General features: G+C 70.9%; 21 protein-coding genes. 13 read left to right on the top strand and 8 right to left on the bottom strand.

Features of this window, described 5'->3' with window-relative positions; translation table 11 throughout:
* The first annotated feature begins 273 nt into the window (after nt 1-273).
* From ACFPQ9_RS29255 to ACFPQ9_RS29240, 4 genes are all read left to right on the top strand, one after another.
* The gene (locus ACFPQ9_RS29255) at nt 274-2,460 is read left to right on the top strand and encodes a phosphotransferase (RefSeq protein WP_380859748.1); all 2,187 of its coding nucleotides are present in this window, start codon (nt 274-276) and stop codon (nt 2,458-2,460) included.
* A gap of 179 nt (nt 2,461-2,639) precedes the next feature.
* The gene (locus ACFPQ9_RS29250; RefSeq protein WP_380859745.1) at nt 2,640-2,855 is read left to right on the top strand and encodes a hypothetical protein; all 216 of its coding nucleotides are present in this window, start codon (nt 2,640-2,642) and stop codon (nt 2,853-2,855) included.
* A gap of 40 nt (nt 2,856-2,895) precedes the next feature.
* Nucleotides 2,896-3,543: a TetR/AcrR family transcriptional regulator gene (locus ACFPQ9_RS29245; RefSeq protein WP_380859742.1), complete on the top strand. Its 648-nt coding sequence runs from the start codon at nt 2,896-2,898 to the stop codon at nt 3,541-3,543.
* 41 nt (nt 3,544-3,584) lie between these two features.
* Nucleotides 3,585-5,606 carry a HelD family protein gene (locus ACFPQ9_RS29240; protein WP_380859739.1) on the top strand — a complete coding sequence of 674 codons (2,022 nt, stop codon included), beginning with the start codon at nt 3,585-3,587 and terminating at the stop codon, nt 5,604-5,606.
* 25 nt (nt 5,607-5,631) lie between these two features.
* Here ACFPQ9_RS29240 and ACFPQ9_RS29235 read toward each other — a convergent pair whose 3' ends face one another.
* Nucleotides 5,632-6,495 (bottom strand): nitroreductase/quinone reductase family protein, encoded by an 864-nt coding sequence (locus ACFPQ9_RS29235; RefSeq protein WP_380859736.1) that lies wholly within the window; start codon nt 6,493-6,495, stop codon nt 5,632-5,634.
* A 234-nt stretch (nt 6,496-6,729) separates the two neighbouring features.
* Here ACFPQ9_RS29235 and ACFPQ9_RS29230 point away from each other — a divergent pair, with 234 nt between their 5' ends.
* Nucleotides 6,730-7,227 (top strand): HAD domain-containing protein, encoded by a 498-nt coding sequence (locus ACFPQ9_RS29230; protein WP_380859733.1) that lies wholly within the window; start codon nt 6,730-6,732, stop codon nt 7,225-7,227.
* Between the two features lie 60 nt (nt 7,228-7,287).
* Here ACFPQ9_RS29230 and ACFPQ9_RS29225 read toward each other — a convergent pair whose 3' ends face one another.
* Nucleotides 7,288-8,220 carry an NAD(P)-dependent oxidoreductase gene (locus tag ACFPQ9_RS29225; RefSeq protein ID WP_380859730.1) on the bottom strand — a complete coding sequence of 311 codons (933 nt, stop codon included), beginning with the start codon at nt 8,218-8,220 and terminating at the stop codon, nt 7,288-7,290.
* Between the two features lie 58 nt (nt 8,221-8,278).
* On the opposite strand from ACFPQ9_RS29225, the gene ACFPQ9_RS29220 reads away from it, so the two are divergent.
* The gene (locus ACFPQ9_RS29220; protein ID WP_380859727.1) at nt 8,279-8,626 is read left to right on the top strand and encodes a winged helix-turn-helix transcriptional regulator; all 348 of its coding nucleotides are present in this window, start codon (nt 8,279-8,281) and stop codon (nt 8,624-8,626) included.
* Between the two features lie 149 nt (nt 8,627-8,775).
* Here the strand turns inward: ACFPQ9_RS29220 and ACFPQ9_RS29215 are convergent, their stop codons facing one another.
* Nucleotides 8,776-9,711 carry an NAD-dependent epimerase/dehydratase family protein gene (locus ACFPQ9_RS29215; protein WP_380859724.1) on the bottom strand — a complete coding sequence of 312 codons (936 nt, stop codon included), beginning with the start codon at nt 9,709-9,711 and terminating at the stop codon, nt 8,776-8,778.
* Nucleotides 9,712-9,860: 149 nt separating this feature from the next.
* On the opposite strand from ACFPQ9_RS29215, the gene ACFPQ9_RS29210 reads away from it, so the two are divergent.
* On the top strand, nt 9,861-10,658 hold the full coding sequence (locus tag ACFPQ9_RS29210; protein ID WP_380859721.1) for an alpha/beta fold hydrolase: 798 nt from the start codon (nt 9,861-9,863) through the stop codon (nt 10,656-10,658).
* A gap of 24 nt (nt 10,659-10,682) precedes the next feature.
* Here ACFPQ9_RS29210 and ACFPQ9_RS29205 read toward each other — a convergent pair whose 3' ends face one another.
* Nucleotides 10,683-10,847 (bottom strand): hypothetical protein, encoded by a 165-nt coding sequence (locus tag ACFPQ9_RS29205; RefSeq protein WP_380859718.1) that lies wholly within the window; start codon nt 10,845-10,847, stop codon nt 10,683-10,685.
* 226 nt (nt 10,848-11,073) lie between these two features.
* Here ACFPQ9_RS29205 and ACFPQ9_RS29200 point away from each other — a divergent pair, with 226 nt between their 5' ends.
* The 3 genes from ACFPQ9_RS29200 to ACFPQ9_RS29190 all read left to right on the top strand — a co-directional run bounded on the left by ACFPQ9_RS29200 (nt 11,074) and on the right by ACFPQ9_RS29190 (nt 13,061).
* Complete coding sequence (locus ACFPQ9_RS29200; protein WP_380859715.1) at nt 11,074-11,787, top strand: helix-turn-helix domain-containing protein; 714 nt, start codon at nt 11,074-11,076, stop codon at nt 11,785-11,787.
* Nucleotides 11,788-11,894: 107 nt separating this feature from the next.
* Nucleotides 11,895-12,587, top strand: a complete 693-nt coding sequence (locus ACFPQ9_RS29195; protein ID WP_380859712.1) for a hypothetical protein — start codon at nt 11,895-11,897, stop codon at nt 12,585-12,587.
* A gap of 141 nt (nt 12,588-12,728) precedes the next feature.
* Nucleotides 12,729-13,061, top strand: coding sequence for a DUF2516 family protein (locus ACFPQ9_RS29190; RefSeq protein WP_380859865.1), 333 nt, complete (start codon nt 12,729-12,731; stop codon nt 13,059-13,061).
* Between the two features lie 50 nt (nt 13,062-13,111).
* On the opposite strand, the gene ACFPQ9_RS29185 is transcribed toward ACFPQ9_RS29190, so the two are convergent.
* The 3 genes from ACFPQ9_RS29185 to ACFPQ9_RS29175 all read right to left on the bottom strand — a co-directional run bounded on the left by ACFPQ9_RS29185 (nt 13,112) and on the right by ACFPQ9_RS29175 (nt 16,790).
* Nucleotides 13,112-14,413 carry a PP2C family protein-serine/threonine phosphatase gene (locus tag ACFPQ9_RS29185; protein WP_380859709.1) on the bottom strand — a complete coding sequence of 434 codons (1,302 nt, stop codon included), beginning with the start codon at nt 14,411-14,413 and terminating at the stop codon, nt 13,112-13,114.
* 282 nt (nt 14,414-14,695) lie between these two features.
* On the bottom strand, nt 14,696-15,769 hold the full coding sequence (locus ACFPQ9_RS29180; RefSeq protein ID WP_380859706.1) for a C40 family peptidase: 1,074 nt from the start codon (nt 15,767-15,769) through the stop codon (nt 14,696-14,698).
* Between the two features lie 211 nt (nt 15,770-15,980).
* Complete coding sequence (locus tag ACFPQ9_RS29175) at nt 15,981-16,790, bottom strand: class I SAM-dependent methyltransferase (protein ID WP_380859703.1); 810 nt, start codon at nt 16,788-16,790, stop codon at nt 15,981-15,983.
* A 453-nt stretch (nt 16,791-17,243) separates the two neighbouring features.
* Here ACFPQ9_RS29175 and mshA point away from each other — a divergent pair, with 453 nt between their 5' ends.
* From mshA to ACFPQ9_RS29160, 3 genes are all read left to right on the top strand, one after another.
* Nucleotides 17,244-18,581 carry a D-inositol-3-phosphate glycosyltransferase gene (mshA, locus tag ACFPQ9_RS29170; protein WP_380859700.1) on the top strand — a complete coding sequence of 446 codons (1,338 nt, stop codon included), beginning with the start codon at nt 17,244-17,246 and terminating at the stop codon, nt 18,579-18,581.
* Nucleotides 18,574-19,113 carry a type III secretion system chaperone family protein gene (locus tag ACFPQ9_RS29165; protein ID WP_380859697.1) on the top strand — a complete coding sequence of 180 codons (540 nt, stop codon included), beginning with the start codon at nt 18,574-18,576 and terminating at the stop codon, nt 19,111-19,113. Before mshA ends, ACFPQ9_RS29165 begins: the two co-directional genes overlap by 8 nt.
* Before the next feature lie 195 nt (nt 19,114-19,308).
* Complete coding sequence (locus ACFPQ9_RS29160; RefSeq protein WP_380859694.1) at nt 19,309-20,982, top strand: glycosyl hydrolase family 28-related protein; 1,674 nt, start codon at nt 19,309-19,311, stop codon at nt 20,980-20,982.
* On the opposite strand, the gene ACFPQ9_RS29155 is transcribed toward ACFPQ9_RS29160, so the two are convergent.
* Nucleotides 20,961-21,776, bottom strand: a complete 816-nt coding sequence (locus tag ACFPQ9_RS29155; RefSeq protein ID WP_380859691.1) for a helix-turn-helix domain-containing protein — start codon at nt 21,774-21,776, stop codon at nt 20,961-20,963. The two genes, ACFPQ9_RS29160 and ACFPQ9_RS29155, sit on opposite strands and share 22 nt — an antisense overlap.
* Between the last annotated feature and the right edge of the window lie 12 nt (nt 21,777-21,788).

Here is a 21,788-nt window from a genome sequence, read left to right as displayed (position 1 = left end):
TGGTGCGCGTGTGGCGTACGGGTTATTGCGGGGACCTGGAGGCAGCTGTTGCCGGGGTGCTGTAGCATGCCCGCACCGATTGAGCAACCGTTCCCGTTCGTGCGTAAGTGATGGCGAACAAGCCAAACTTCGAACGGCCTCGCGAAGACTTCGTGCAAGAGAGTGACAGGCCACCCGTAGTGGTCACTCAGGTCTCACCATGTCGGTCGTGCGGGGCAGAACACCACGTGTTTACCGTTTGGCATACCGTCCTCATCTCACCCGGAGCGGCCAGTGGGCGCACCTCCCCTTTCCCGTCCCGTGCACGGGGGGCGCTCCACGCACGAGGCCGCCATTCGGGAGTTCGTGGGGCAGGCCGCAGAGCTGGGCCTGGCGAGCAGCGGCCATCACAACCGGAACTACGTCTTGCCGGTCACCGGGTCCGTGGCCTGGATGACGGGCCTCGACGTCGGTACGTCCGTCACCGTGCGGATGCGGCGCCACGACGTGCTGCCCGTGGTGATCAGGACCTGGAGCGACGAAGCGCAGATCCTCGAGGCCATCAGGGGAGTGCTGCCGCACGCGCCGCGTTGCCTGGTCAAAGGGAACGGCTTCGCCATCCACAGCTATGTGGAAGGCATGCCGCTGTCCAGCGTCTGCGGGGACGGCAAACCCGTCGACACCTTGCTGGTGAAAGCACTGGCCGGCCTGCTCGCCCAGATGGCGCAGGTACGAAGGGGCGCGCTCCCTCCGTTGCCGGCCGTCTGGCCGCGCAACGACGACACAGACAGCCAGGGTTTTCTGCAGACGCTGGCCCGGCTCGCCGACCGCCAGATCCGGCAGCCCAATTGGCAGGTGTTCGGTGGGCTGTTCGCGGCTCTCGGCATCCCCGAGGACGCCTTGATCCGGTTCGCCGAGCGGGTGCCCGCCATGGCGCGGCGGCCGTACAGCCTGCTCCATGCCGACCTGCACCGGGACAACCTCATCGTCACATACAGCGGTGCCCCGCCCCTCATCTGCGTCGACTGGGAACTGGCCACCTACGGCGATCCTCTGCACGACCTGGCGACCCACCTGGTGCGCATGCAGTACCCGGCCCATCAATGGACCGAGGTCGTCGACGCGTGGGTGGAGGCCATGCAGGACGTGCGCCCCGCGGCGGTCAACGGCGTGGCCAAGGACCTGCGCCACTATCTCGCCTTCGAACGGGCCCAGTCGGTGTACCCGGACGTGATGCGGGCCGCGCGATCGCTGGACGAGTCGTTCACCCAGAAGAGGCTCGACGAAGCGACCGCCGCGGTGCTCCGGGCGTTGGAGGCGGCTCAGGAGCCGCTGCGGCTCGGCCGCGTACCGAGTGAGAGGGAGATCGAGCGGGCCCTGTTCCGCTGGCTGGCATCGCGCAGCGACGGTGACATCAGCGGCCGGGACTTGATCGGGAAGGCCTTCGACTGGAGTCCGGACCGCCGGTTCCCGGAGCGATGCGACTTCCCCGACTCCGCCGTGCGGGAGGCCCTGCTCGCGGAGGGTGCCGCTCCGGCGGAACGTGTCTTCAAGGGAACCGCGCACCTCAACTCGGTCGTTTCCGTGCCCGGGGTCGAATTGCCCGTGGTCGTGCGACGCGCGCTGCCGGGCGTCTGCCGCCGGGAGCCCAGCTTCCTCAGCGAGCACGCTGTGCTCCGTGCGATCGAGGAGGCGCCCGTAAAGGTGGCGGCGCCGAGGATCCTCGCGCTGGGCGAGAGCTACCCGAGCGATCACTTCGCCATTCACACCTACGTCGGGTCGGGGGACAGGCCGCCGAGCCACCCCGTGCACGGCCTGCTGCCACACGAGGCGGACGGGCTGGTCGACCAGCTGTGCGCGTTGACGAGGGTGGACTTCAAGCAGGTCGATCCTGCGGCTGGCGAAGGAAGGTTCTTCCAGTGGCTCAAGGAGCAACTCGTCTCATTGGTGGGAGAGCTGCCGAGAGAGTCGCAGCAACTGGCCCGATACCTCGGGCTCCCAGGCGCCGAACGGCTGCGGGAGATACTGCTCCGCTTCGAGGTGAGCGACCGCGCGCCGGCTCTGCTGCACGGCGACCTGAATCCCTGGAATCTCGTACGCCGTGACGACCGTCTGGCGCTGACCATCATCGACTGGGAGATGGCGCTGGTCGGCGATCCCCTCTACGACCTGGTCCGGCACATGCACCTCACCCCGACCCGGACGGAGATCCGGAAGCGGATGTTCCATCGCTGGGAGCGCACATTGCCGATCGAGCGCACCCGTGACTGGGAACGTGACTGGCGGGTCTACCGGGGCATCGAGACCGTACGCTCCGCCTACGTGGACCTGGACCGCCTGGTCACCGGCGAGAGCCTGGATGCGCCCAACGTGCGCCGGGCGGTGGACTCGTACCCGATGACCCTGGCCGCGGCCACCGCGTTCCTGGGCCTGCCCGTCCGCCCGACGGCCAACCCGTATCTTGCCCGAGCCCTGGCTTAGGGGCACCATGACTGGACCCAAAAGCGGTTCGTTCACGGGCATATGACGACCCGTCGGGCGACATGGCCAGAGGGCGGGTCGACGATGTCCAACGGGGGGAACGGTTCGGCCGAGGACGGGATGGACCGACGGCTGAGGGCATCCCGCGCGACAAGATATGCATCTTCAACCGGGTCCAGGTGCTGCACGGCCTGTATGACGTCTCGGCCCGGATGCGGCTGCACGAGATGGGCCCGGAGTTCTACGACCCCAAGGGCTACAGAACCGATCTCAACGTGTGGTCGCGGGAGGGCACCGCTGCCGCAGAGGCGGCCGTCACCACCTGGATCAAGCACTTCGACGACCTCTGGTCGCCGGCGAAGAGGCCGGACCGGCCGCCGCGGGCGGCTGCCTGAGGCCATGGGGCGAGGTGCGGCCACGCGTAGGCTCGCGGCCATGAGCGACAACGGCACCACCGAGCCCGGGCTGCGGGAGCGCAAGAAGCGGCGGATGTACGAGACCGTGTCCGAGACGGCCATCCGGCTCTTCGTCGAGAAGGGCTTCGACGCCGTCTCCGTCGCCGAGGTGGCCGCCGCCGCCGAGATCTCCAAGCCGACGTTGTTCCGGTACTTCCCGGCGAAGGAGGACCTCGTCCTGTACCGGATCGCCGATCACGAGGACGAGGCCGCGCGGGTCGTACGGGAGGGGCCCACGCCCGTGGCGGCGCTGCGCCGGCACTTTCTCGACGGGATCGAGCGGTGCGATCCGATCACCGGGCTCAATGATCACCCGGCGGTGCTCGCCTTCCACTCGCTGGTGTATGGGACTCCGGCCCTCGTCGCCCGTATGTACGCCTACCTGGAGCGTTCGGAGGCCGCGCTGGCCGAGGCCCTCGGCGGGGGGCTCGACGCGCGGCTGGCGGCCGGGCAGATCGTGGCCGTGCAGCGGATCCTCGCGGAGGAGAACTGGCGGCGGATCTCGGCCGGGGAGCCGGTGGCCGAGGTCAAGCGGGACGCGGTGACGGCTGCGGAGCGGGCTTTCGCGCTGCTGGAGGCGGGCTTTCCCGCCTCGGTCGGCCCGGCGAGCCAGAGTGAGTCGGAGTAAATAATTTAACTCGGTTGCTTTATTTCGGTACGCTTCCTGGAATGACGCCAACCGACCCTGCCCTCCGGCACACCCTCATCCGCGAACGCGCCCACCACGACCGCTGCCGCACCGCCCTCGCCGGCATGGTCGAGGGCGCCGACGAACAGGTTGTCATCGGGGAGAACGCCTCCGCGTCCGGCGCCGACGCCGAGGTCCTCGGCTACCGGCTGCGCAGCCAGGCCAAGGCGCTGCACGAGCTGCCCGAAGGGCCGCTGTTCTTCGGCCGGCTGGACTTCACCGGGGGCGAGGAGCAGGCGCTGCACATCGGGCGGCTGCGGATCAGCGAGCACCCCGCCGAGCCGCCCCTCGTCGTCGACTGGCGCGCCCCCGTCTCCCGCGCCTTCTACCAGGCCTCGGCCCGCGACCCGCAGGGCGTCGCCGTGCGGCGACGGTTCGGCTGGGCGCCCGGGAGCCGCGGGGAGTCCGCCGACCTGACCGGTCTGGAGGACGAGCACCTCGACCGGGGCGAGTCCCGGGCGAGCGAGATCGTCGCCCGGGAGATCGAACGCCCCCGCGTCGGGCCCATGCGCGACATCGCCGCCACCATCCAGCCCGACCAGGACGATCTCGTACGGGGCGACCTCGCCGTCTCCCTGTGTGTGCAGGGCGCCCCGGGCACCGGCAAGACCGCCGTCGGCCTGCACCGTGCCGCCTATCTGCTCTACACCCACCCGCAGCGCATCCGGCGCGGCGGACTGCTGATCCTCGGACCCAACCGGACCTTCCTGTCGTACATCTCCGAGGTGCTGCCCGCGCTCGGCGAGACCGGCGTGCGCCAGTCCACGTTGCGGGAGGAGATCTCCCGGCATCCGGTCAAGGGCACCGACAGCAGGGACGCGGCCGTCGTGAAGCACGACGGGCGGATGGCGGAGGTGCTGCGGCGGGCCCTGTACGCCAGGGTGGGCGCGGGGCACGCCGGTGCCGTGGAGGTTCCCGACGGGTCGTACCGGTGGCGGGTCTCGGAGGGCCGGCTGGCGCGGATCCTGGCCGGGGTGCGGGACGAGGAGCCGCCGTACGCCGTGGGGCGGGAGCGGGTCCGGACGCGGATCGTGCGGGTCATCCAGGAGCAGGCCGAGCGGCGCGGCGGGCCGCCGGGGGCCGCGTGGGTGCAGAGGATCTCGCGGGCGCGGGCGGTCGGGGCGTACGTCGACGCCGTATGGCCACGGGTGCGGCCCGAGGAGATCGTGGCTCAACTCTTCATGGAACCGGCGGTGTTGGAGGCGGCCGCCGACGGGGTGCTCGACGGGGACGAGCAGAAGGCGCTGCTGTGGGCCGGGCCGCCGCGGTCGTGGAAGTCGGCCCGCTGGTCGGCCGCGGACCTGGTGCTCCTCGACGAGGTGGCCGGGCTCATCGAACATCCGCAGGGGTACGGCCATGTCGTCGTCGACGAGGCGCAGGATCTGTCGCCGATGGAGTGCCGGGCGATCGCACGGCGGGCCGCGTTCGGGTCGGTGACCGTACTGGGAGATCTGGCGCAGGGGACCACTCCGTGGGCCGCCCGGTCGTGGCGGACGGTGCTCGGGCATCTGGGCAAGCCGGACGCGGCGGTCGTACCGCTCACGACCGGGTTCCGGGTGCCCGGGGTGGTGCTGGAGCTGGCCAATCGGCTGCTGGAGCGGGTGGACGTGGAGGTGCCGGCGGCCCGTTCGCTGCGCGCGGACGGGGAGCTGCGGTTCCGGGAGGCCGACGGCGATCTGCCGGGCGCGGTCGTGGCGGCCGTACGGGACGCGCTGGGCCGGGAGGGGTCCGTCGGGGTCGTCGCCGCCGACGCGGATGTGGCCCGGGTGCGGGAGGCGCTGGCGGCTGCCGGGATCGAGGCCGGGGGAGCGCAGGAGGTGGGGGCGCGGGTGGCCGTCGTACCGGCGAGTGTGGTGAAGGGGCTGGAGTACGACCATGTCGTCGCCGTGGAGCCGGCGGCGATCGTGGAGGCGGAGGAACGGGGGCTGCATCGGCTGTATGTGGTGGTCACGCGGGCGGTCGCGGGGTTGGAGGTGGTGCACGGGAGGCCGTTGCCGTTCTGAGCGGGCCTCCCGTGCACCGTCGTCGCTATGCGGCAGCGGCGTCCAGCACCGGGATCAACTGCTCCTCCTCGTAGGTGAGATGCGCCTCGAGGTCCGTCGTGAGGCGCTCCACCTCACGGCGGGCCGTCGCGGGATCGGCGTTCTCGTCGCCCACGACCCGGCGCAGGTCCTCGACCAGCTCGGCGATCCGGTCGTGCTCGTCCCGCAGCCGGGCCAGCGTGGGCGCGAGCCCGGGGTGGCGGTCCTCCAGGAACGGGAACATGGCGAGGCCCTCGCCGGTGTGGTGGTTGTGGAGGCCGGCACAGAAGGTGAGGCAGTTGACGCGGAGTTGGGCACCGAGGGTGCCCTTGGCGCTCCCCGTGCCTCCCGAGTCGTTCATCTCCGCCCGGATCAGCGCGAGTTCCCGGCGGAACGCGTCGTGGACGACCTTGAGCGCCTCGCCCATGGAGGACGCGTTGATCTGCCCGGGGCCGCCCTCGGCCAGGCTGTGCAGGGCGATCACCGGGATCACCCGGTCCGTCTTCTCCTGGTACGCCGCCCAGCCCGGGTCCGCCTCAACGGCCCGTGCGAAGGCCCGGTCCCGCTCCTCGCCGTCGAGGACGACCGCCCGCGCCTCGTAGGTGAACGCGCCGCTCTCGACGGTCACCCGCGGCTCGGCGACGAGGTTGTGGAACCACGCCGGATGCCGGGGCGCGCCCGCGGCCGAGGCGATGATCAGGACACGGTCGTCGCTGTCGGGGAGGTAGCCGACGGGGGTGGTGTGGGGGCGGCCGGTGCGGGCGCCGGTGGTGGTGAGCAACAGGAGCCGGGCGCCTTCGAAGTAGCCGCCGACGCGGCCCTTGTTGGCGCGGAATTCCTCGATGACCTGCTGATTGAAGTCGTTGGGCATGCTCAGGTTTCTCAGTCTCTTTCTCTTCGGTGGGTCCCGTTCGATGGATTCCGTTCGGTGGGTTCCGTACGGAAGGGGGAGGTGAAGAGAAAAGAGAGGCGGACTCCTGGCCCGCCGCCACGACCTCACTCAGAGGCCGGGCAACACCCAACTCGCTCACGGCACAAGGCCGACCCGGCAGTCATACCGGTGACAGTAGCGCAGTCGCCCCGCATGGGGTGATCCTGTTTTTCGATGCTCCTCTTCCTTGACGTCGACGGGACGCTCATCCCCTTCGGGGCCGAGCGGCCGTATCCGCTGTACGAGCCGCCCCGCACCCTGCCCGGCCCGCCCGCGCACCCCCTGCTCACCCGAGTCGACCCCGCCCTCGGCGCCCGTCTGGAACGGCTCGCCGCGCTCGGCTGCGAGCTCGTGTGGGCCACGACCTGGCTGGACGACGCGAACGCCGCCCTCGCGCCCTGGCTCGGGCTGTCCCCGCTGAGGCTGGTGGACTGGCCGGACGAGGACGCGGAACCGTGGCTCGGGCCCCGCGCCCCGCACTGGAAGACCCGGCCGCTGGTGGCCTGGGCGGCGGGCAGCCCCTTCGTCTGGGTCGATGACGAGATCACCGACGTCGACCGGGACTATGTGGCCGCCCACCACCCCTCGCCCGCCCTGCTCCACCACGTCGACCACCGCTACGGACTCACCGACCACGACTTCGCGGCGCTGGAGGAGTGGATCACCGCCTGAGAGATCACCCCCGAGGGATCACCCCGAGGGATCACCGCCGAGGGATCACCGCCGGAGGGATCACCGCCGGGAACGGCCCAGCAGCTCGGTGACCCGCATGAAGCCGTCCGTCCCGTGACCGAGCCCGATGACCCGGCGGGCCTGCCCCTCGGCGGCGCGGATCACGGTCGCCTCGATGCCGTGCGACTCGGAGGCCCCCGCGATATGGGCCATGGAGGAGACGGCCGAGGTGATCGGGTTGAGCTCGCCGGAGTACCTGCCGTCGTCGACGTCCGCCGCGAACTCCTCGAACAGCGGCGGCAGGATCGCACCGATGCCCTGCGCGAAGGGGGCCAGTTCACGGGCGGTGATGCCCTCGGCCCGGGCCACGGCCAGGGCGTGCGCGTAGCCGGACATCGCCGTCCAGAAGATGTCGAGCAGAGCGATGTCGTAGGCGGCGGCCCGGCCGATGTCCGTACCGAGGTGGCTGTGCGTGCCGCCGACCGCGTCCAGAACGGGACGGTGTTCGCCGTACAGTTCCTCGGGGCCGCTGAGCAGGAACACCGCCTCGGGCGTGCCGATGGTGGTGGCCGGGGTCATGATCGCGCCGTCCAGGTAGCGGATGCCGTGCGCGGCGGCCCACTCGGCCGTGTTCCGGGCACGGGCCGGGGTGTCGGCGGTCAGGTTCACGACGGTGCGGCCCTTCAGCGCGGCGGTGACGGCGTCCTGGCGCAGGATCGTGTCGGAGGCGTCGTAGTTCACCACGCACACGACGGTCAGGGCACTGGCGGCGACCGCCTCCGCCGGGGACGCGGCCGCCGTCGCACCACGGGCGACGAGCTCCCCGTCCCGTCCCGGGGTGCGGTTCCAGACGGTCACCCGCAGCCCCGCGTTCAGAAACACACCGGCGAGCGCCCGGCCCATCGGCCCCAGCCCGAGAACGGTGACAGTGTCGGTGGATCCGGATCCGGTGTCGGTGTCGGTGTCGGTTGCATCGTGGTCGTAGGTGGGCATGGCTCAACTCCCGGTAAGGTGAAGATAGTTGGCGAATTGATGACAAAAGGGGTGGAGTATGACGCGTCGACGCCAGGATCCGAACGTCTGCGGGGTGACCGCCGCGATCGCGGTGATCGACGGCAAGTGGAAGACGCTGCTGCTGTGGCTGCTGGAGTCCGGCCCGCACCGCCCTGCGGAACTGCGCCGCCGGGCACCCGGCCTCAGCGAGAAGGTGCTGACCCAGGCGCTGCGCGAGATGGAGACGGACGGGCTGGTGCACCGTGAGGTGTACGACGTACTGCCGCTGAAGACGGTCTACTCCCTGACCGACTTCGGCCGCGACCTGGCCGAGGCGCTCGGCCCGCTCGCCGACTGGGGCCACCGCCGCCTGGAGCGGCTGACCGAGGCCCAGCCGGCCTCCTGACCTGCACGCCACCTCCGTCCGCCACCGCGCCGACCACCCACATCAAGGGTCGGACGGCGGTGGCGCGCTGCCAAGTAGGCACAAATAAGTGGGTACGGCGGTCGTCGCTGTCGTCCGGCGCCATGGGCACGACGGCGCCCGCGCCACGGCTACGACCGAGCCAGCTCCTCCCGGAACCCCTGGCGCCAGGACGGATAGCGCGGCTCCCAGCCGAGTTCGCGCCTGGCCTTGGCGTTGGAGAAGCCGCGGCCCTCGGTCATCATCGTCACCGCCACGTCCCCGGCGAGCAGCCGGGCGAGCCACTTGGGCACCCGCAGCGGAGGCTTCGCGCCCGCGCACTCGGCGAGATACGGCAGCCACTCACTCGCCGGGGCCGGCTCGTCGTCGACGATGTTGAACACGCCCCGCGCACGCTGCTCCACCGCGAGGAGCGTGGCGCCAGCCGCGTCGTCCAGATGCACCCAGGAGCAGTAGCCGGTACCGCCCCCGACCAGCGGGAACTGTCGCTTGCGGATGAGTTCGACCTGGTCGTCGGTGGCGCCGGGACCGTAGAAGCCGCCGTAGCGCAGGACCGTCCCGTCGGCCTTCAGGACGACTTCCTGGATGTGCCGGACCGCCTCGCCCAGCTCGCGCAGCTTCCCGGTCTCCACCGGCAGCGGGTCCTCCTCGGTCTTCACCCAGCCGCCCTCGCGGACGCCGTTCCAGATGGCGGCGCTCTGCGCGACGACGTGCGGGACGCCGGTCGCCTCCGCCGCGGCCAGCAGATGGTCGGTGCCCTCGGTGCGCAGCCGGTTGGTGGTGGCGAACCAGCGGTCGAAGTGCCGGATGTCCGGCTTGCCGGAGTGCGGCGCGGAGATCGCCGTCATCTGGTGCACGATCACGTCCGGCCGCGCCGCGGCCACCGCCTCGGCGACCGACGCCGCGTCGAGCCCGTCCATCACCACGCCCCGCGCGCCCATCCCCTCCACCAGGCCGAGCTTGGCCGCGCTCGTCGTCGTGGCCGTCACCTGATGCCCCCGCTCCACGAGCCGCGGCACCAGCCGCCGCCCGATGACGCCGGTACCGCCCGCCACGAACACCCGCATGACTCTCACCGTCCCGATCGCGGTACATCTCTACGAAACCTTGGACGAACGGGCCCGCCCGTTCTGTGACACGCCGATGAGTTCCGCGCCCCGAGCCGGTCTCCCCGCATGAGGCTCCTCGCGAAGAAATCCGGAAGGATCTGATGACCATGCCGACCAGCTCCGCATACGCCAAGGTCAACGGCGTGGAGATGTACTACGAGATCCACGGCGCCGCGCGTGACAGCGGTAGGGCCGGCGCCGCCGCGGATGCCTCCGCCCGGCGTCCGCTGGTGCTGCTGCACGGGGGCGTCAGCACCATCGGCATGTCCTTCGGGGGCGTGCTCCCCGCCCTCGCGGCCGACCGGCACATCGTGGCGCCCGAGCTCCAGGGACACGGACACACCGCCGACATCGACCGAGCCCTGACGGTGCCGGACCTTGCCTCCGACGTGGTGGCACTGCTCGACGAGCTCGGCATCGAGCAGGCCGACTTCCTCGGATACAGCCTCGGCGGGCTGACCGCGCTGGAGATCGGCATCCGGCACCCCGGCCGGGTGGGACGACTCGCGCTCGCCGCGACCCAGTACCACCAGGACGGCGTCCACGAAGAGGTCCACGCCGGCGACTTCGACTCGCCCCGGCTGCCCAGCCAGGCCGACTTCCAGGAGATGGCCGAGGCGTACGCCGCGTGCGCGCCGCACCCCGAGCACTTCCAGGACTTCCTCGGCAAGATCTCGGTCGGCGCGAACGCACCGCTGCCGTGGACCGCCGACGACCTGCGCACGGTGGAGGCGCCCACGCTGCTGGTCATCGGCGACTACGACTTCGTACGTATCGAGCACGCGGCGGAGATGCAGCGCCTGATTCCCCGGGCCCGGCTGGCCGTGCTCCCCGCGACGACACACATGACCCTGATGCGGCGGACGAACGTGCTGCTGCCGCTGCTGGACGAGTTCCTCGACTGAGCGGCGTCCGGCCGAAGACACCGCCTACAGCACGCGGAGGTTGGCGAGCGGGATGTTCCACTCGTTCCGCTCGATGTTCCCGGTGCCGTCCCAGTCCGCGGCGGGCACCGCGAACAGCGCCGGCCCGGCGACGACAGCGGCCATTACGGCGACGACAGTGGCCATTACGGCGACGACACGACGCTTCACGATGCCTCCTCGACGACGGCGGTACGGCCCACCCTGCGCCGCCCCGACGACCCCACCCACCCGGACACGCCGCCCGGCCACCGGGTTCAGCCGCTCGGTCCCGACACCACCACCACGCTGGACGCCGACCGGGTCCACGACGACCTCAGGGCGGCCGCGAGTGGCGTGGCGCACTTTTGCAAGCGGGTGCTTGCAATAGTTAGCGGGGGTGCGGCAAGGTGGAGGCATGGCATCGCTCAACGTCGGCAATCTCGGTGAGTACCTGCGCGAGCAGCGGCGCAACGCGCAGCTGTCGTTGCGGCAACTCGCCGACGCCGCCGGGGTGTCCAATCCGTATCTGAGCCAGATCGAGCGCGGGCTGCGCAAGCCGAGCGCGGAGGTGTTGCAGCAGGTCGCCAAGGCGCTGCGGATCTCCGCCGAGACGCTGTACGTCCGGGCCGGCATCCTCGACGCCGAGCGGGACCGGGACGAGGTGGAGACGCGCGCCGTCATCCTCGCCGATCCCACGCTCAACGAGCGGCAGAAGCAGGTGCTGCTCCAGATCTACGAATCCTTCCGCAAGGAGAACGGGTTCGGGATATCCGTCGAGGGGGATGGGCACTCGGACACGGACCGGGACGCCGAGCGGACCGTGGTCGACGCCGTCCGGACCGCCGGCTCGGAACCGGGCTCCTACGGGTCCCCGGCCGCCCCCGTCCCCGGCGACAGCGATGCCCGGTCCGACGGCACGGCGGACGCGCAGGGCGATGACGCCGGCGTACGACGCAGCCGTACGACCCGCAAGAACGGCACGGCCGACGGCGGCCGCGAGTCCGCCGCGCGCCGTAACCGCACCACTCGCACAACCCGCAGCACCGGCACCACCGGCACCACCCGTACGTCCGACGGCAGCGACGCCGACCCGGAGAACCCGACCGACCCGCAGCAGTCGGCCGGCTGACCATGAACCGCCGTACGCGCGACGCGCACCGGCGAGCAGCAGCTGTCAGCCGTCCGTCCGCGGGACCGAAAACCCTCATCTCGTAACAACCCGGGAGGACCAGCAAAATGGCCATCACCGACGACCTGCGCAAGACCTTCAGCGACCCGACCCCGCTCTACTTCGCCGCCGGCACCGCCGACCTGGCCCTTCAGCAGGCCAGGAAGGTGCCCGCCCTGGTGGAGCAGCTGCGCGCCGAGGCGCCGGCGCGGTTCGAGGCCGTTCGCAGCACGGACCCGAAGGCCGTCCAGGAGAAGGCCACCACCCGCGCCAGGGAGGCGGGCGCCAAGGCCAAGGAGGCGCAGGAGACCCTCCAGGCCAAGGTCAACGAGTTCGTCAGCAGCCTGGACGCCGACGTCAAGAAGTTCGGCAGCAGCCTCGACGCGGACTTCAAGAAGTTCGGCAGCAGCCTCGACGCCGATCTGAAGAAGTTCGGCGAGAGCGCCCAGGACCTCGCGCTGCGCACCCTCGGTGTCGCCGCCGAGTACGCGGTCAAGGCCCGTGAGACCTACGAGAAGGTCGCCGAGCACGGCGAGCAGACCGTGAAGACCTGGCGCGGCGAGGCGGCCGAGGAGATCGAGGACCTCGCCATCGCCGTCGAGCCCAAGGCCGAGCCGGTCGAGGTCAAGGACGACAAGGCCGAGGCCAGGCCCGCCGAGGCCAAGCCCGCCGCCGAGGCCGCCCCGGCCAAGAAGGCGCCGGCCAAGAAGGCCCCGGCGCGCAAGGCCACCGCCAAGAAGACGACGCCGCCCGCCAAGTAACACGGACGGGTGAAAAGCGACTGCGGATCACGGGCCGGGCACTTCGCGAGTGCTCGGCCCGTTGTTCGGGTAGCGGTCCTGCGGTTGCGGGTACGGTGACCGCGTAGACACGAGCCGAACCAGGTGGTGGACGTTGTGCTGATGCAGGGCTTCGCGGGATTCATGTGGCTGCTGAGCATGGCCCTGATCCTTTTCAGCGGCTTCGCGCTGATCGACGCGGCCGTCCGCCGCGAGGACGCCTACCGCGCCGCGGACAAGCAGTCCAAGGCGTTCTGGCTGATCATCCTCGGCCTCGCCTTCGTGGTGAACCTGATCTTCAACATTCTGTCGTTCCTGCCGATCATCGGCCTCATCGCGACGATCGTGTACATGGTCGACGTCCGCCCCGCGATCAAGGGCCTCCCGGGCGGCGGCCGCAACCGGCGGGGCTCCAGCAGCGACGGCCCGTACGGCCCCTACAACGGCGGCCGCTGATCAACGCCTGACCGGACACTGGCCGGCACAACCCCGGCGTCCCCCTCCGCTCACACCGTCCGGTCGAGCAACAGCACAGCCACATCGTCCGTCAGCTCACCGCCATTGAGGTCCCGGACCTCACTGACGGCCGCCCGCAGCAGCGCCTCCCCGCGCAGCCCTTCCGCCAGCTGACGCCGGACCATGGACACCATCCCGTCCTGCCCCAGCCGCTCCCGGCCCGTACCGATGCGGCCCTCGATCAGGCCGTCGGTGTAGAGCATCAGGCTCCACTCGGCGCCCAGCTCCACCTGCATCCGGGGCCAGCGGGCCCCGGACAGCAGCCCGAGCGCGGGCCCGTTGTTGTCGTACGGCAGCAGCTGTGCCGGCCGCCCCGGCCGGGCGAGCAGCGGTGACGGATGCCCCGCGAGGCACAGCCCGGCCCGTCGGCCGTCAGGCGCGATATCGACCGTGCACAGCGTCGCGAAGATCTCCTCGTCGGACCGCTCGTGCTCCAGCACCTGCTGCAGGGTGCCCAGCAGCTCGTCCCCGCACAGCCCGGCAAGGGTCAGCGCCCGCCAGGCGATCCGCAGCTCCACACCGAGGGCGGCCTCGTCCGGCCCATGCCCGCACACATCGCCGATCATGGCGTGCACGGTGCCGTCGGCGGTGCGGACGACGTCGTAGAAGTCACCGCCGAGCAGCGCACGCGAACGCCCCGGGCGGTACCGCGCGGCGAACCGCAGCGATGATCCCTCCAGCAGTGGCGTAGGAAGGAGCCCCCGTTCCAGACGCCGGTTCTCCTGCGCCCGCAGCCGGCCCTCGGCGAGCCTCCGCTCGGCCGTGTCGGAACGTTTCCTCTCCACGGCGTAGCGGATCGCACGGCTCAGCAGCCGCCCGTCCAGTTCGTCGCGGAAGAGGTAGTCCTGCGCGCCCACGCGCACGGCTTCGGCGCCGCGCTCGGCGTCACCGGAGGCGGTGAGCGCGAGAACGGCGTGGCGGGGTGCGAGCTCCAGCACATGCCGGAGCACGGCCAGCTCGTCGTCGTTCGTGCCGCGACCGGGCGCCGCCAGGGCGAGGTCCAGCAGGATGCAGTGGACGTCGTCGGTGAGCAGCCGCTCGGCCTCGGTGAGGTTGCGGGCGGTCCGCACACGGATCGGCCGGCCGGCCGAGTCGTGCAGCTCGGGCACCATCGCGGAGCCGCCGGGATCGTCCTCGATCAGCAGCAGCGTCAGCGTGGTAGGGGTGCTGTTCTCGACCGTTTCTTCCTTACGCGGGGCCACCTCGCGGGTGGTGCCGCCTGGGGACGCGGCCGGCGCCTGACCAGTCTCCACGGCCGGGATCGCTCTCTGCCGCGGTACGGGTACGGGCATCGTCTTGAGTTCCTTCCCTCCCCCCGAGGGTGGTGGGAACGAGGGACCTCGATCCACCGACGGGGACCATAGCGGGTGTCGGCGCCGCAGCGGAATGGTGTGGAGCACGTCGTATGGTCGCTGGCCGCTGTCATATGCCGCGTTCCGTACCGCAGTTGGACAGGGCGGCGCCCGGGTGGGGATGACGAACGTCACGTCAGGGTGGCGTTTGTCAGGAAAGTGACGTGGGTTGGGTCACGTGGCCCGGGTCACGGTCCCTACATCCCAAGATGCCCTGAATCCTCACGCATCGGGCCGAACCACCCCGAGGATCCGCATCGACCCGGCCCCCGCGATCGTCACCGTCCGCCCCGGTCGCGGAGCGTGGATGATGGCGCCGTCGCCGATGTACATGGCGACATGGCTGGCGTCGGCGTTGTAGATGATGAGGTCGCCAGGGCGCATGTCCTCGATGTCGACGCGCTCCAACTGCTTCCACTGCTCCTGCGAGGTCCGCGGAATACCACTCCCGGCGCTCGCCCAGGCCTGCGACGTCAGCCCTGAACAGTCGTACGTCTTGGGCCCTTCCGCGCCCCATTCATACGGTTTGCCCAACTGTGCGGTGGCGTACTCGACCGCCTTACGGCCCTGCTCGGACGCCTTGCCCTTGATGTCGTCGAGGACACCGGAGTCCAGCCAGGCGGTCTGCGCCTTGCGGGCCGCCTCCTCCTCCAGCTCGGCGAGGCGCTTCTTCTCCTCCTTCTCCAGCTGGGACTCCAGCTGTTCGGCCGCCTTGATCTGCTTCTCGATCTTCTTCTGGGCGGCGGCCTTGGCCTTGCGGCCGGCCTCCAGCTTCTGCCACTGGGCGGAGGCATCCCGGGCGTACTGCTCCAAGTCCTGCTGGACGCGGGTCATTTCGCCGAGCAGTCCCTTGGTGGCGCGCTGCCCCTGAAGCACCCGCCCGGCCCCGTCGAGAAAGTCCCGCGGATCATTGCTGAGCATCAGCTTCGCCTCGTCGGGCAACCCGCCCGACCGATACTGCGCGGCGGCCGCGGAACCGGCCCGCTTCTTCAACTCGGCAAGCTCGTCCTGGCCTTTGACGATCTTCTTGGCCAGCGAGACGATCTCGGCCGACTGCTTCTCGGCCGCCTCCTCGGCGGCGTTGTACGCGTCGGTGGCGACGGCCGCCTCGTGGTACAGCTTCTCCAACTGCTTGCGGACGTCCTCGAGCTCCTTGTTCGACACAGGGGCCGAGGAGGGTGAGCTGCTGGGGGAAGGAGAGGGTGCCGCGAAGGCGGTGCCCGGTGCCGCCAGTACGGTGACCGCGCAGACGACGGTCACGGCCGTAGCGATCAGGCCGCGCTTACCCGTACCCATACCTGTGCCCCCAAACTGATGTCCCGTCAGTAACATACGAGCGTCCGGGGGATCGTGCCACGGCGGCGCGCAAAGTGACAGAGGTCTGCTTCCCCCCTTTCCCGCCCCGCTATGACGGTCTCCCCGCCTTTGTGACGAACGACTCGCGGAGATCGTTCCGTGATCCACGGTCCACCGGGCAACCGGGGCAGGGAAACGACACAAGGCCGGCCTACCTCCGAGGCGCCAACGCCTCCCACCGCACGGTCACTTCCCCCTGCCGCCACCGCCCGGCCCCGTCCACCACCGGCCAGTCGACCGCGAGATCCCGCACCGCGCGGATCCACCGCTGCCGGGCGCCGTACGACGCATAGGGCGCCGCGGCGGCCCAGGCCCGGTCGAAGTCCCGTAGGAACGCATGCACCGGCTCGCCGGCCACATTGCGGTGAATCAGCGCCTTGGGCAGCCGCTCGGCAAGATCCGACGGCCGCTCCAGCGACCCCAGCCGCGCGGCAAAGGTCACCGTCCGCGGCCCCTCCGGCCCCAGCGCGACCCACACATGCCGCCGCCCGATCTCGTCACAGGTCCCCTCCACGAGCAGCCCGCCCCGCGACCCCGAACCGGCAGGCGCCAGCCGCGCACACAGTCGCTCCCAGACCCCGGCGACCTCCCCCTCCTCGTACTGCCGCAGCACATTGGCGGCACGCACGAGCACCGGCCGCTGCGGAATCGGCACCTCGAACCCACCGTGCCGAAACACCAGCCCCTCACGCTCATAGGGCTTGGCAGCGGCAACCCGAGCCGGCTCGATCTCCAAACCCACCACCCGCGCACGAGGCGCCACCCCACGCAGCCGCCCCAGCAACTCGACCGCGGTCCAGGGAGCAGCGCCGTACCCGAGATCGACAGCAACCGGATCATCGACCCGCCGCAGCTCGCTCCCCTGCACATGGGTGATCCACCGATCCATACGGCGCAGCCGATTGGGATTGGTGGTCCCGCGTGTCACCGTTCCCACGGGGCGGGCGACGCGGGCACTCATGCATATGAGGGTAAGGCCGTGTCGCATGGTGCGGGTTCGTCGTGGCTGCTCGCGCAGTTCCCCGCGCCCCTGAAAGACGGGGGTTGCAGCCCAGCCGCCCTCCGGCGTGAGGGGACGTGCCGGGGGGTGTCCGCCCGCAGCGGCGGGCGTCAGGAAACAGCACCCTCCTGAGAAGGGCAACCGCCCGACCGAGGACGGACACCCCCCGGCACGGCCCCGACCCACCAAACCACCGCAGGCGCTACCCGCACCCCCACTCACACCAGCGGGCCGCCGCAGGCATCATGGCCGCACCCCCCACGCACCGAGGCCCCGAACAGTTGAGCGACCCCCGGTAATCCCCAGGCAAAAACCACCCCACCAGGAATGGGAACCCCTCCCTCCGGCGTTGCACCGCCTTGGAGGGCGCTCAACCCTCCGTCCGGCATGCCCGCAGCCAAGGAGGACCGCCACGTGAGCCAGTACGTCAGCAGGCTCGGGCGACGCTCCCCGTCGGCCCCCTCCCGACTCCGGCTCCACCGCCGCCCCCGCCGCGTAGCCATGCTCAGCGTGCACACCTCCCCGCTGCACCAGCCCGGCACAGGCGACGCCGGCGGCATGAACGTCTACATCGTGGAGCTCGCGCAGCGCCTCGCCGCGATCAACATCGAGGTCGAGATCTTCACGCGCACCACCGCCACGGACCTCCCCCCCACCGTCGAACTGGCCCCCGGCGTACTCGTCCGCCACGTGGACGCAGGCCCCTACGAGGGCCTCAACAAGGAAGACCTCCCCGCCCAGCTCTGCGCCTTCACCCACGGCGTCATGCAGGCATGGGCAGGTCACCGCCCCGGCCACTACGACCTCGTCCACTCCCACTACTGGCTCTCCGGCCACGTCGGCTGGCTCGCTGCCCAGCGCTGGGGCGCCCCTCTGGTGCACGCCATGCACACCATGGCCAAGGTCAAGAATGCCAACCTCGCCGACGGCGACACCCCCGAACCCGCGGCCCGCGTGATCGGCGAGACCCAGATCGTCGCGGCGGCGGACCGCCTGATCGCCAACACCTCCGAAGAGGCCGACGAACTGGTACGCCACTACGCCGCGGCCCGAGACAAGGTCGCCGTCGTCCATCCCGGCGTCAACCTCACCCGCTTCGCGCCAGCCGACGGCCGAGCCGCGGCCCGCGCCCGCCTCGGCCTCCCGCAGGACGCCCTGATCCCCCTCTTCGCAGGCCGCATCCAGCCCCTGAAGGCCCCGGACATCCTCCTCCGAGCGGTGGCGGTCCTCCTCGACGAGCACCCCGAGCTCCGCTCCCGCATCCTCGTCCCGATCGTCGGCGGCCCCAGCGGCAGCGGCCTCGCCAAGCCTGAGGGCCTGCAGAAGCTCGCCGCCCGCCTGGGCATCGCGGACGTCGTACGGTTTCGCCCGCCCGTCGGCCAGGAGCAGCTAGCCGACTGGTTCCGGGCGGCATCGGTGCTGGTCATGCCGTCGTACAGCGAGTCCTTCGGCCTGGTGGCCATCGAGGCGCAGGCGGCCGGCACCCCGGTACTGGCCGCGGCGGTCGGCGGCCTGCCCGTCGCGGTCCGGGACGGGCGGACCGGATTCCTGGTGCAGGGCCACAACCCGGCCGAGTACGCGCGCGTGCTGCGTGCTTTCGCCGACGAACCGCACCTGACCTCGCGCATGGGAGAGGCAGCGTCCCGGCACGCCCAGTCCTTCGGCTGGGACACCGCGGCGGCGGCCACGGCGGACGTCTACATGGCAGCGGCCCAGGCCCATCGCCGTCGCGTACGCTCCCACCATGGGTGACGCACGGGACGGACAGGACGCGCAGGACGCACCACAGGACGCGCAGAAGACGACGCAGGTCGTCGAGGGAGCCCTGAAGGACGCCGAGCTGGAGTGGGAGAGCCCCGCCCCCGGCAACTACGTCGTCAAGCTCCCCGGCACCCGCAAGCTCTCCACGACGGTGTCCCTGCTCGTCGGCCGCCACTCCCTGTCGCTGAACGCCTTCGTCATCCGTCACCCCGACGAGAACGAACCCGGCGTCCACCGCTGGCTCCTTGAGCGCAACCTCAAGCTGTACGGCGTCAGTTACGCGGTCGACCGCCTGGGCGACATCTACGTCACCGCCAAACTGCCGCTGACCGCCATCACCCCCGACGAACTGGACCGACTCCTCGGCCAGGTCCTGGAAGCGGCGGACGGCGCCTTCAACACCCTCCTGGAACTCGGCTTCGCCTCCGCGATCCGCAAGGAGTACGAGTGGCGCGTGGCACGCGGCGAGTCGACGCGCAACCTGGACGCGTTCACCCATCTGACCCAGCGCCCTTCCGAGTGACGTAGGGACCGGAGAAAGGCCCTCCGGGATCCCGCACACACCGCACCAACTCACTCCACCACCTCACTACCAACTCACTCCGCACGACCCCTTCCGTACGCCGAAGGGGCCGTGGCATGCTCACGGCCATCGCACTTCTGAACGACGTTCACATCCATGAAAGCCGCATGAAAGCCGCATGGAGGGCGTACGGACATGGGCAATCCGCATCTCAGCAGACGGGTCCTGCTCGGCGGAGCCACCTCGGTGGCACTCGCGGCGGCGACCGGCATGTCGGCAGGCAGGGCACAGGCGGCCGCCGCGCCGGCGGAAGTCCCCGCTCTCTGGCGAGAGTTCACCCGCACCCCGTACACCCACCCCCAGATCCCCTACATAGGTCGGGCAGGCCACCGCGGCGGAGCGCGCCGTCTCCCTCGCCCCCGAGTCGTGGCCGACGTACGCGACTTCGGCGCGGTGGCCGACGGAACGACCGACTCCGCCCCCGCGATCAACCGTGCCATCGCCGCCGCCGGAAAGGCCGGCGGTGGCACGGTCACCATCCCGCCCGGCACGTTCCGCATCGACGACGTCATCCGCATCGGCCACTCGAACGTGGTCCTCCGCGGCGCCGGCAGCACTCGCACCAAGCTGTACGCCACCCGCAACCTCACCGAACTGATCGGCCCCTACGGCTCCCGCTACGGCGGCGACAAGTCGTCCTGGTCCTGGGCCGGCGGCCTCATCTGGCTGGCGCCGACGGCCCGTTGGGACTCCCTCGTCGCCGCGATCAAAGCCAAGGCATGGCCTTTCGAGGGCTGGACGGGCAACCGGCGCGACGAGTGGCGCACGCTCACCACCCTCGCCCCGGCCCGCCAGGGCTCCTGGACGGTGACGGTCACGGACCCCACCGCACTCCGCCCCGGCACCCTGGTCCTCCTCCGCCTCTCCGACGATCCCGCCCACACCCTCCTGGAGCACATGAGCGGCGGCGGGCCGGGCCCCGAGGCGTACACCTGGGACGACAAGACGAAGCTGACGTCGTACGTCCCCTATGAGTGGCCGGTGCGCATCACCCGCGTGAAGGGCCGCACGGTCACCCTCGAACGGCCGCTTCCACTCGACGTACGCCCCGAATGGAACCCGCAACTGACCACCCACGTCGACGAGTTGACCGGGTCGGGTGTGGAGGGCCTGACGCTGGAGGCCGTGGAGACCCCGCAGCAGCCGCACCTCCTGGACAAGGGGCACAACGGCGTCGTCTTCCAGTGCGCGTACGACTGCTGGGCCGACGACGTGACGGTCCGCCACGTCGACAACGGCTTCGGCCTGGTCGCCGCCTCCGCCTGCACACTCCGCCGCACGCGCGTGGCGGGCCGCGGCAGCCACCACCCCTACTTCTGTCGCGAGGGTTCGCACGACAACCTGATCGAGGACTTCACCATCGAGGCCCGCACCACCCCGGCGCCCTCCGGCACCCAGCTGCACGGCATCAACGTCGAGGGCCTGTCCTCCCACAACGTCTGGTCACGTGGCGACATGCGGATGGGCACCTTCGACAGCCACCGCGGCCTGCCCTTCGCCAACGTCCGCACCGACATCACCGTCGAGAACAACGGCCGCCACGGCGGCGACGCCAGCGCAGGACCGCTGTTCGGCGCCCGCTTCACCCACTGGAACGTCCGGGTGACCAACGCCCGCGCCGGCATGATCCGCCTCGACGGCCTCGCCCCCTACTCCGCCACCGTCGGCCTCAACGAGGTCAGGGAGTTCGACCAGATCGACGTCCCCGACTTCACGGGCGACCTCCACTCCCGCCTGGAGCTGTACGGCACGACGGACGCCGTGCACCCGCGCAACCTGTACGACGCTCAGCGCGAGCTGCCGCGATAGCGCCCCGGAGGCACACCCACCATCCTCCGGAAGTGCCGGCTGAGATGGGACTGGTCGTAGAACCCGGTCGCCACGGCCACCTCGGCCGGCGACCGGCCCGCCAGCAGCAGCCGCCGGGCACGGTCGACGCGCCGCGACATCAGGTACTGGTGCGGGGCGATGCCGTACGCGGTGCTGAACGCCCGTACGAGATGGGCGGGATGGGCCTGCACGAGCGCCGCCGCCTCGTCGAGGGCGATGCCGCGCACGACCCGCTCATCGAGGAGTTCCCGCAGCCGCCGGGCGAGGACGGGATCGCGACGCGGACTGTCGGTGACCGAGGTGACCGATCTGGGCCGCAGATGGGCTCGCAGCCGATCCCCGATGAGCGTGAGCCGGCTGTCCGCCTCCAGTTCGTCCCCGGGCTGCGCGAGAGCGGCGTGCACCTGTCCGACGCGCAGCCGGAGTACGGGGTCGCGCAGGTCGGGGGCGTCGACGGCCGGGCCGATCAGGTCGTCCCCCAGCCGGGTGCTGTCCAGATACAGAACCCGCTTGCGGAAGCCGTGCGGGGTGGCGGGGGAGCCGTTGTGCGGAACGTGCGGCGGCAGCAGCGACACCGTGTCGAGTGGGGTGCCGTGCTCGTGCCGGTCGAGGTCGTAGCGCACGGCGCCGTCGTCCACGATGAGCAGCGTCCAGGCCTCGTGGACATGCATCGGATACGCGTACTCGGTGAAGTGGGCGTGGAAGACCTCGGTGACGCCCGGGACGGAGGGGCGCCACGCGGAGACTTCCTGGCGATCCCGGGCGGCGGCCATGCAAAGAACGTA

This window comes from Streptomyces coerulescens (assembly GCF_042657965.1).
Lineage (GTDB): Bacteria > Actinomycetota > Actinomycetes > Streptomycetales > Streptomycetaceae > Streptomyces > Streptomyces coerulescens.
The sequence above is the reverse complement of the archived record's forward strand: the minus strand, read 5'-3'. Positions and strand labels throughout refer to the sequence as shown.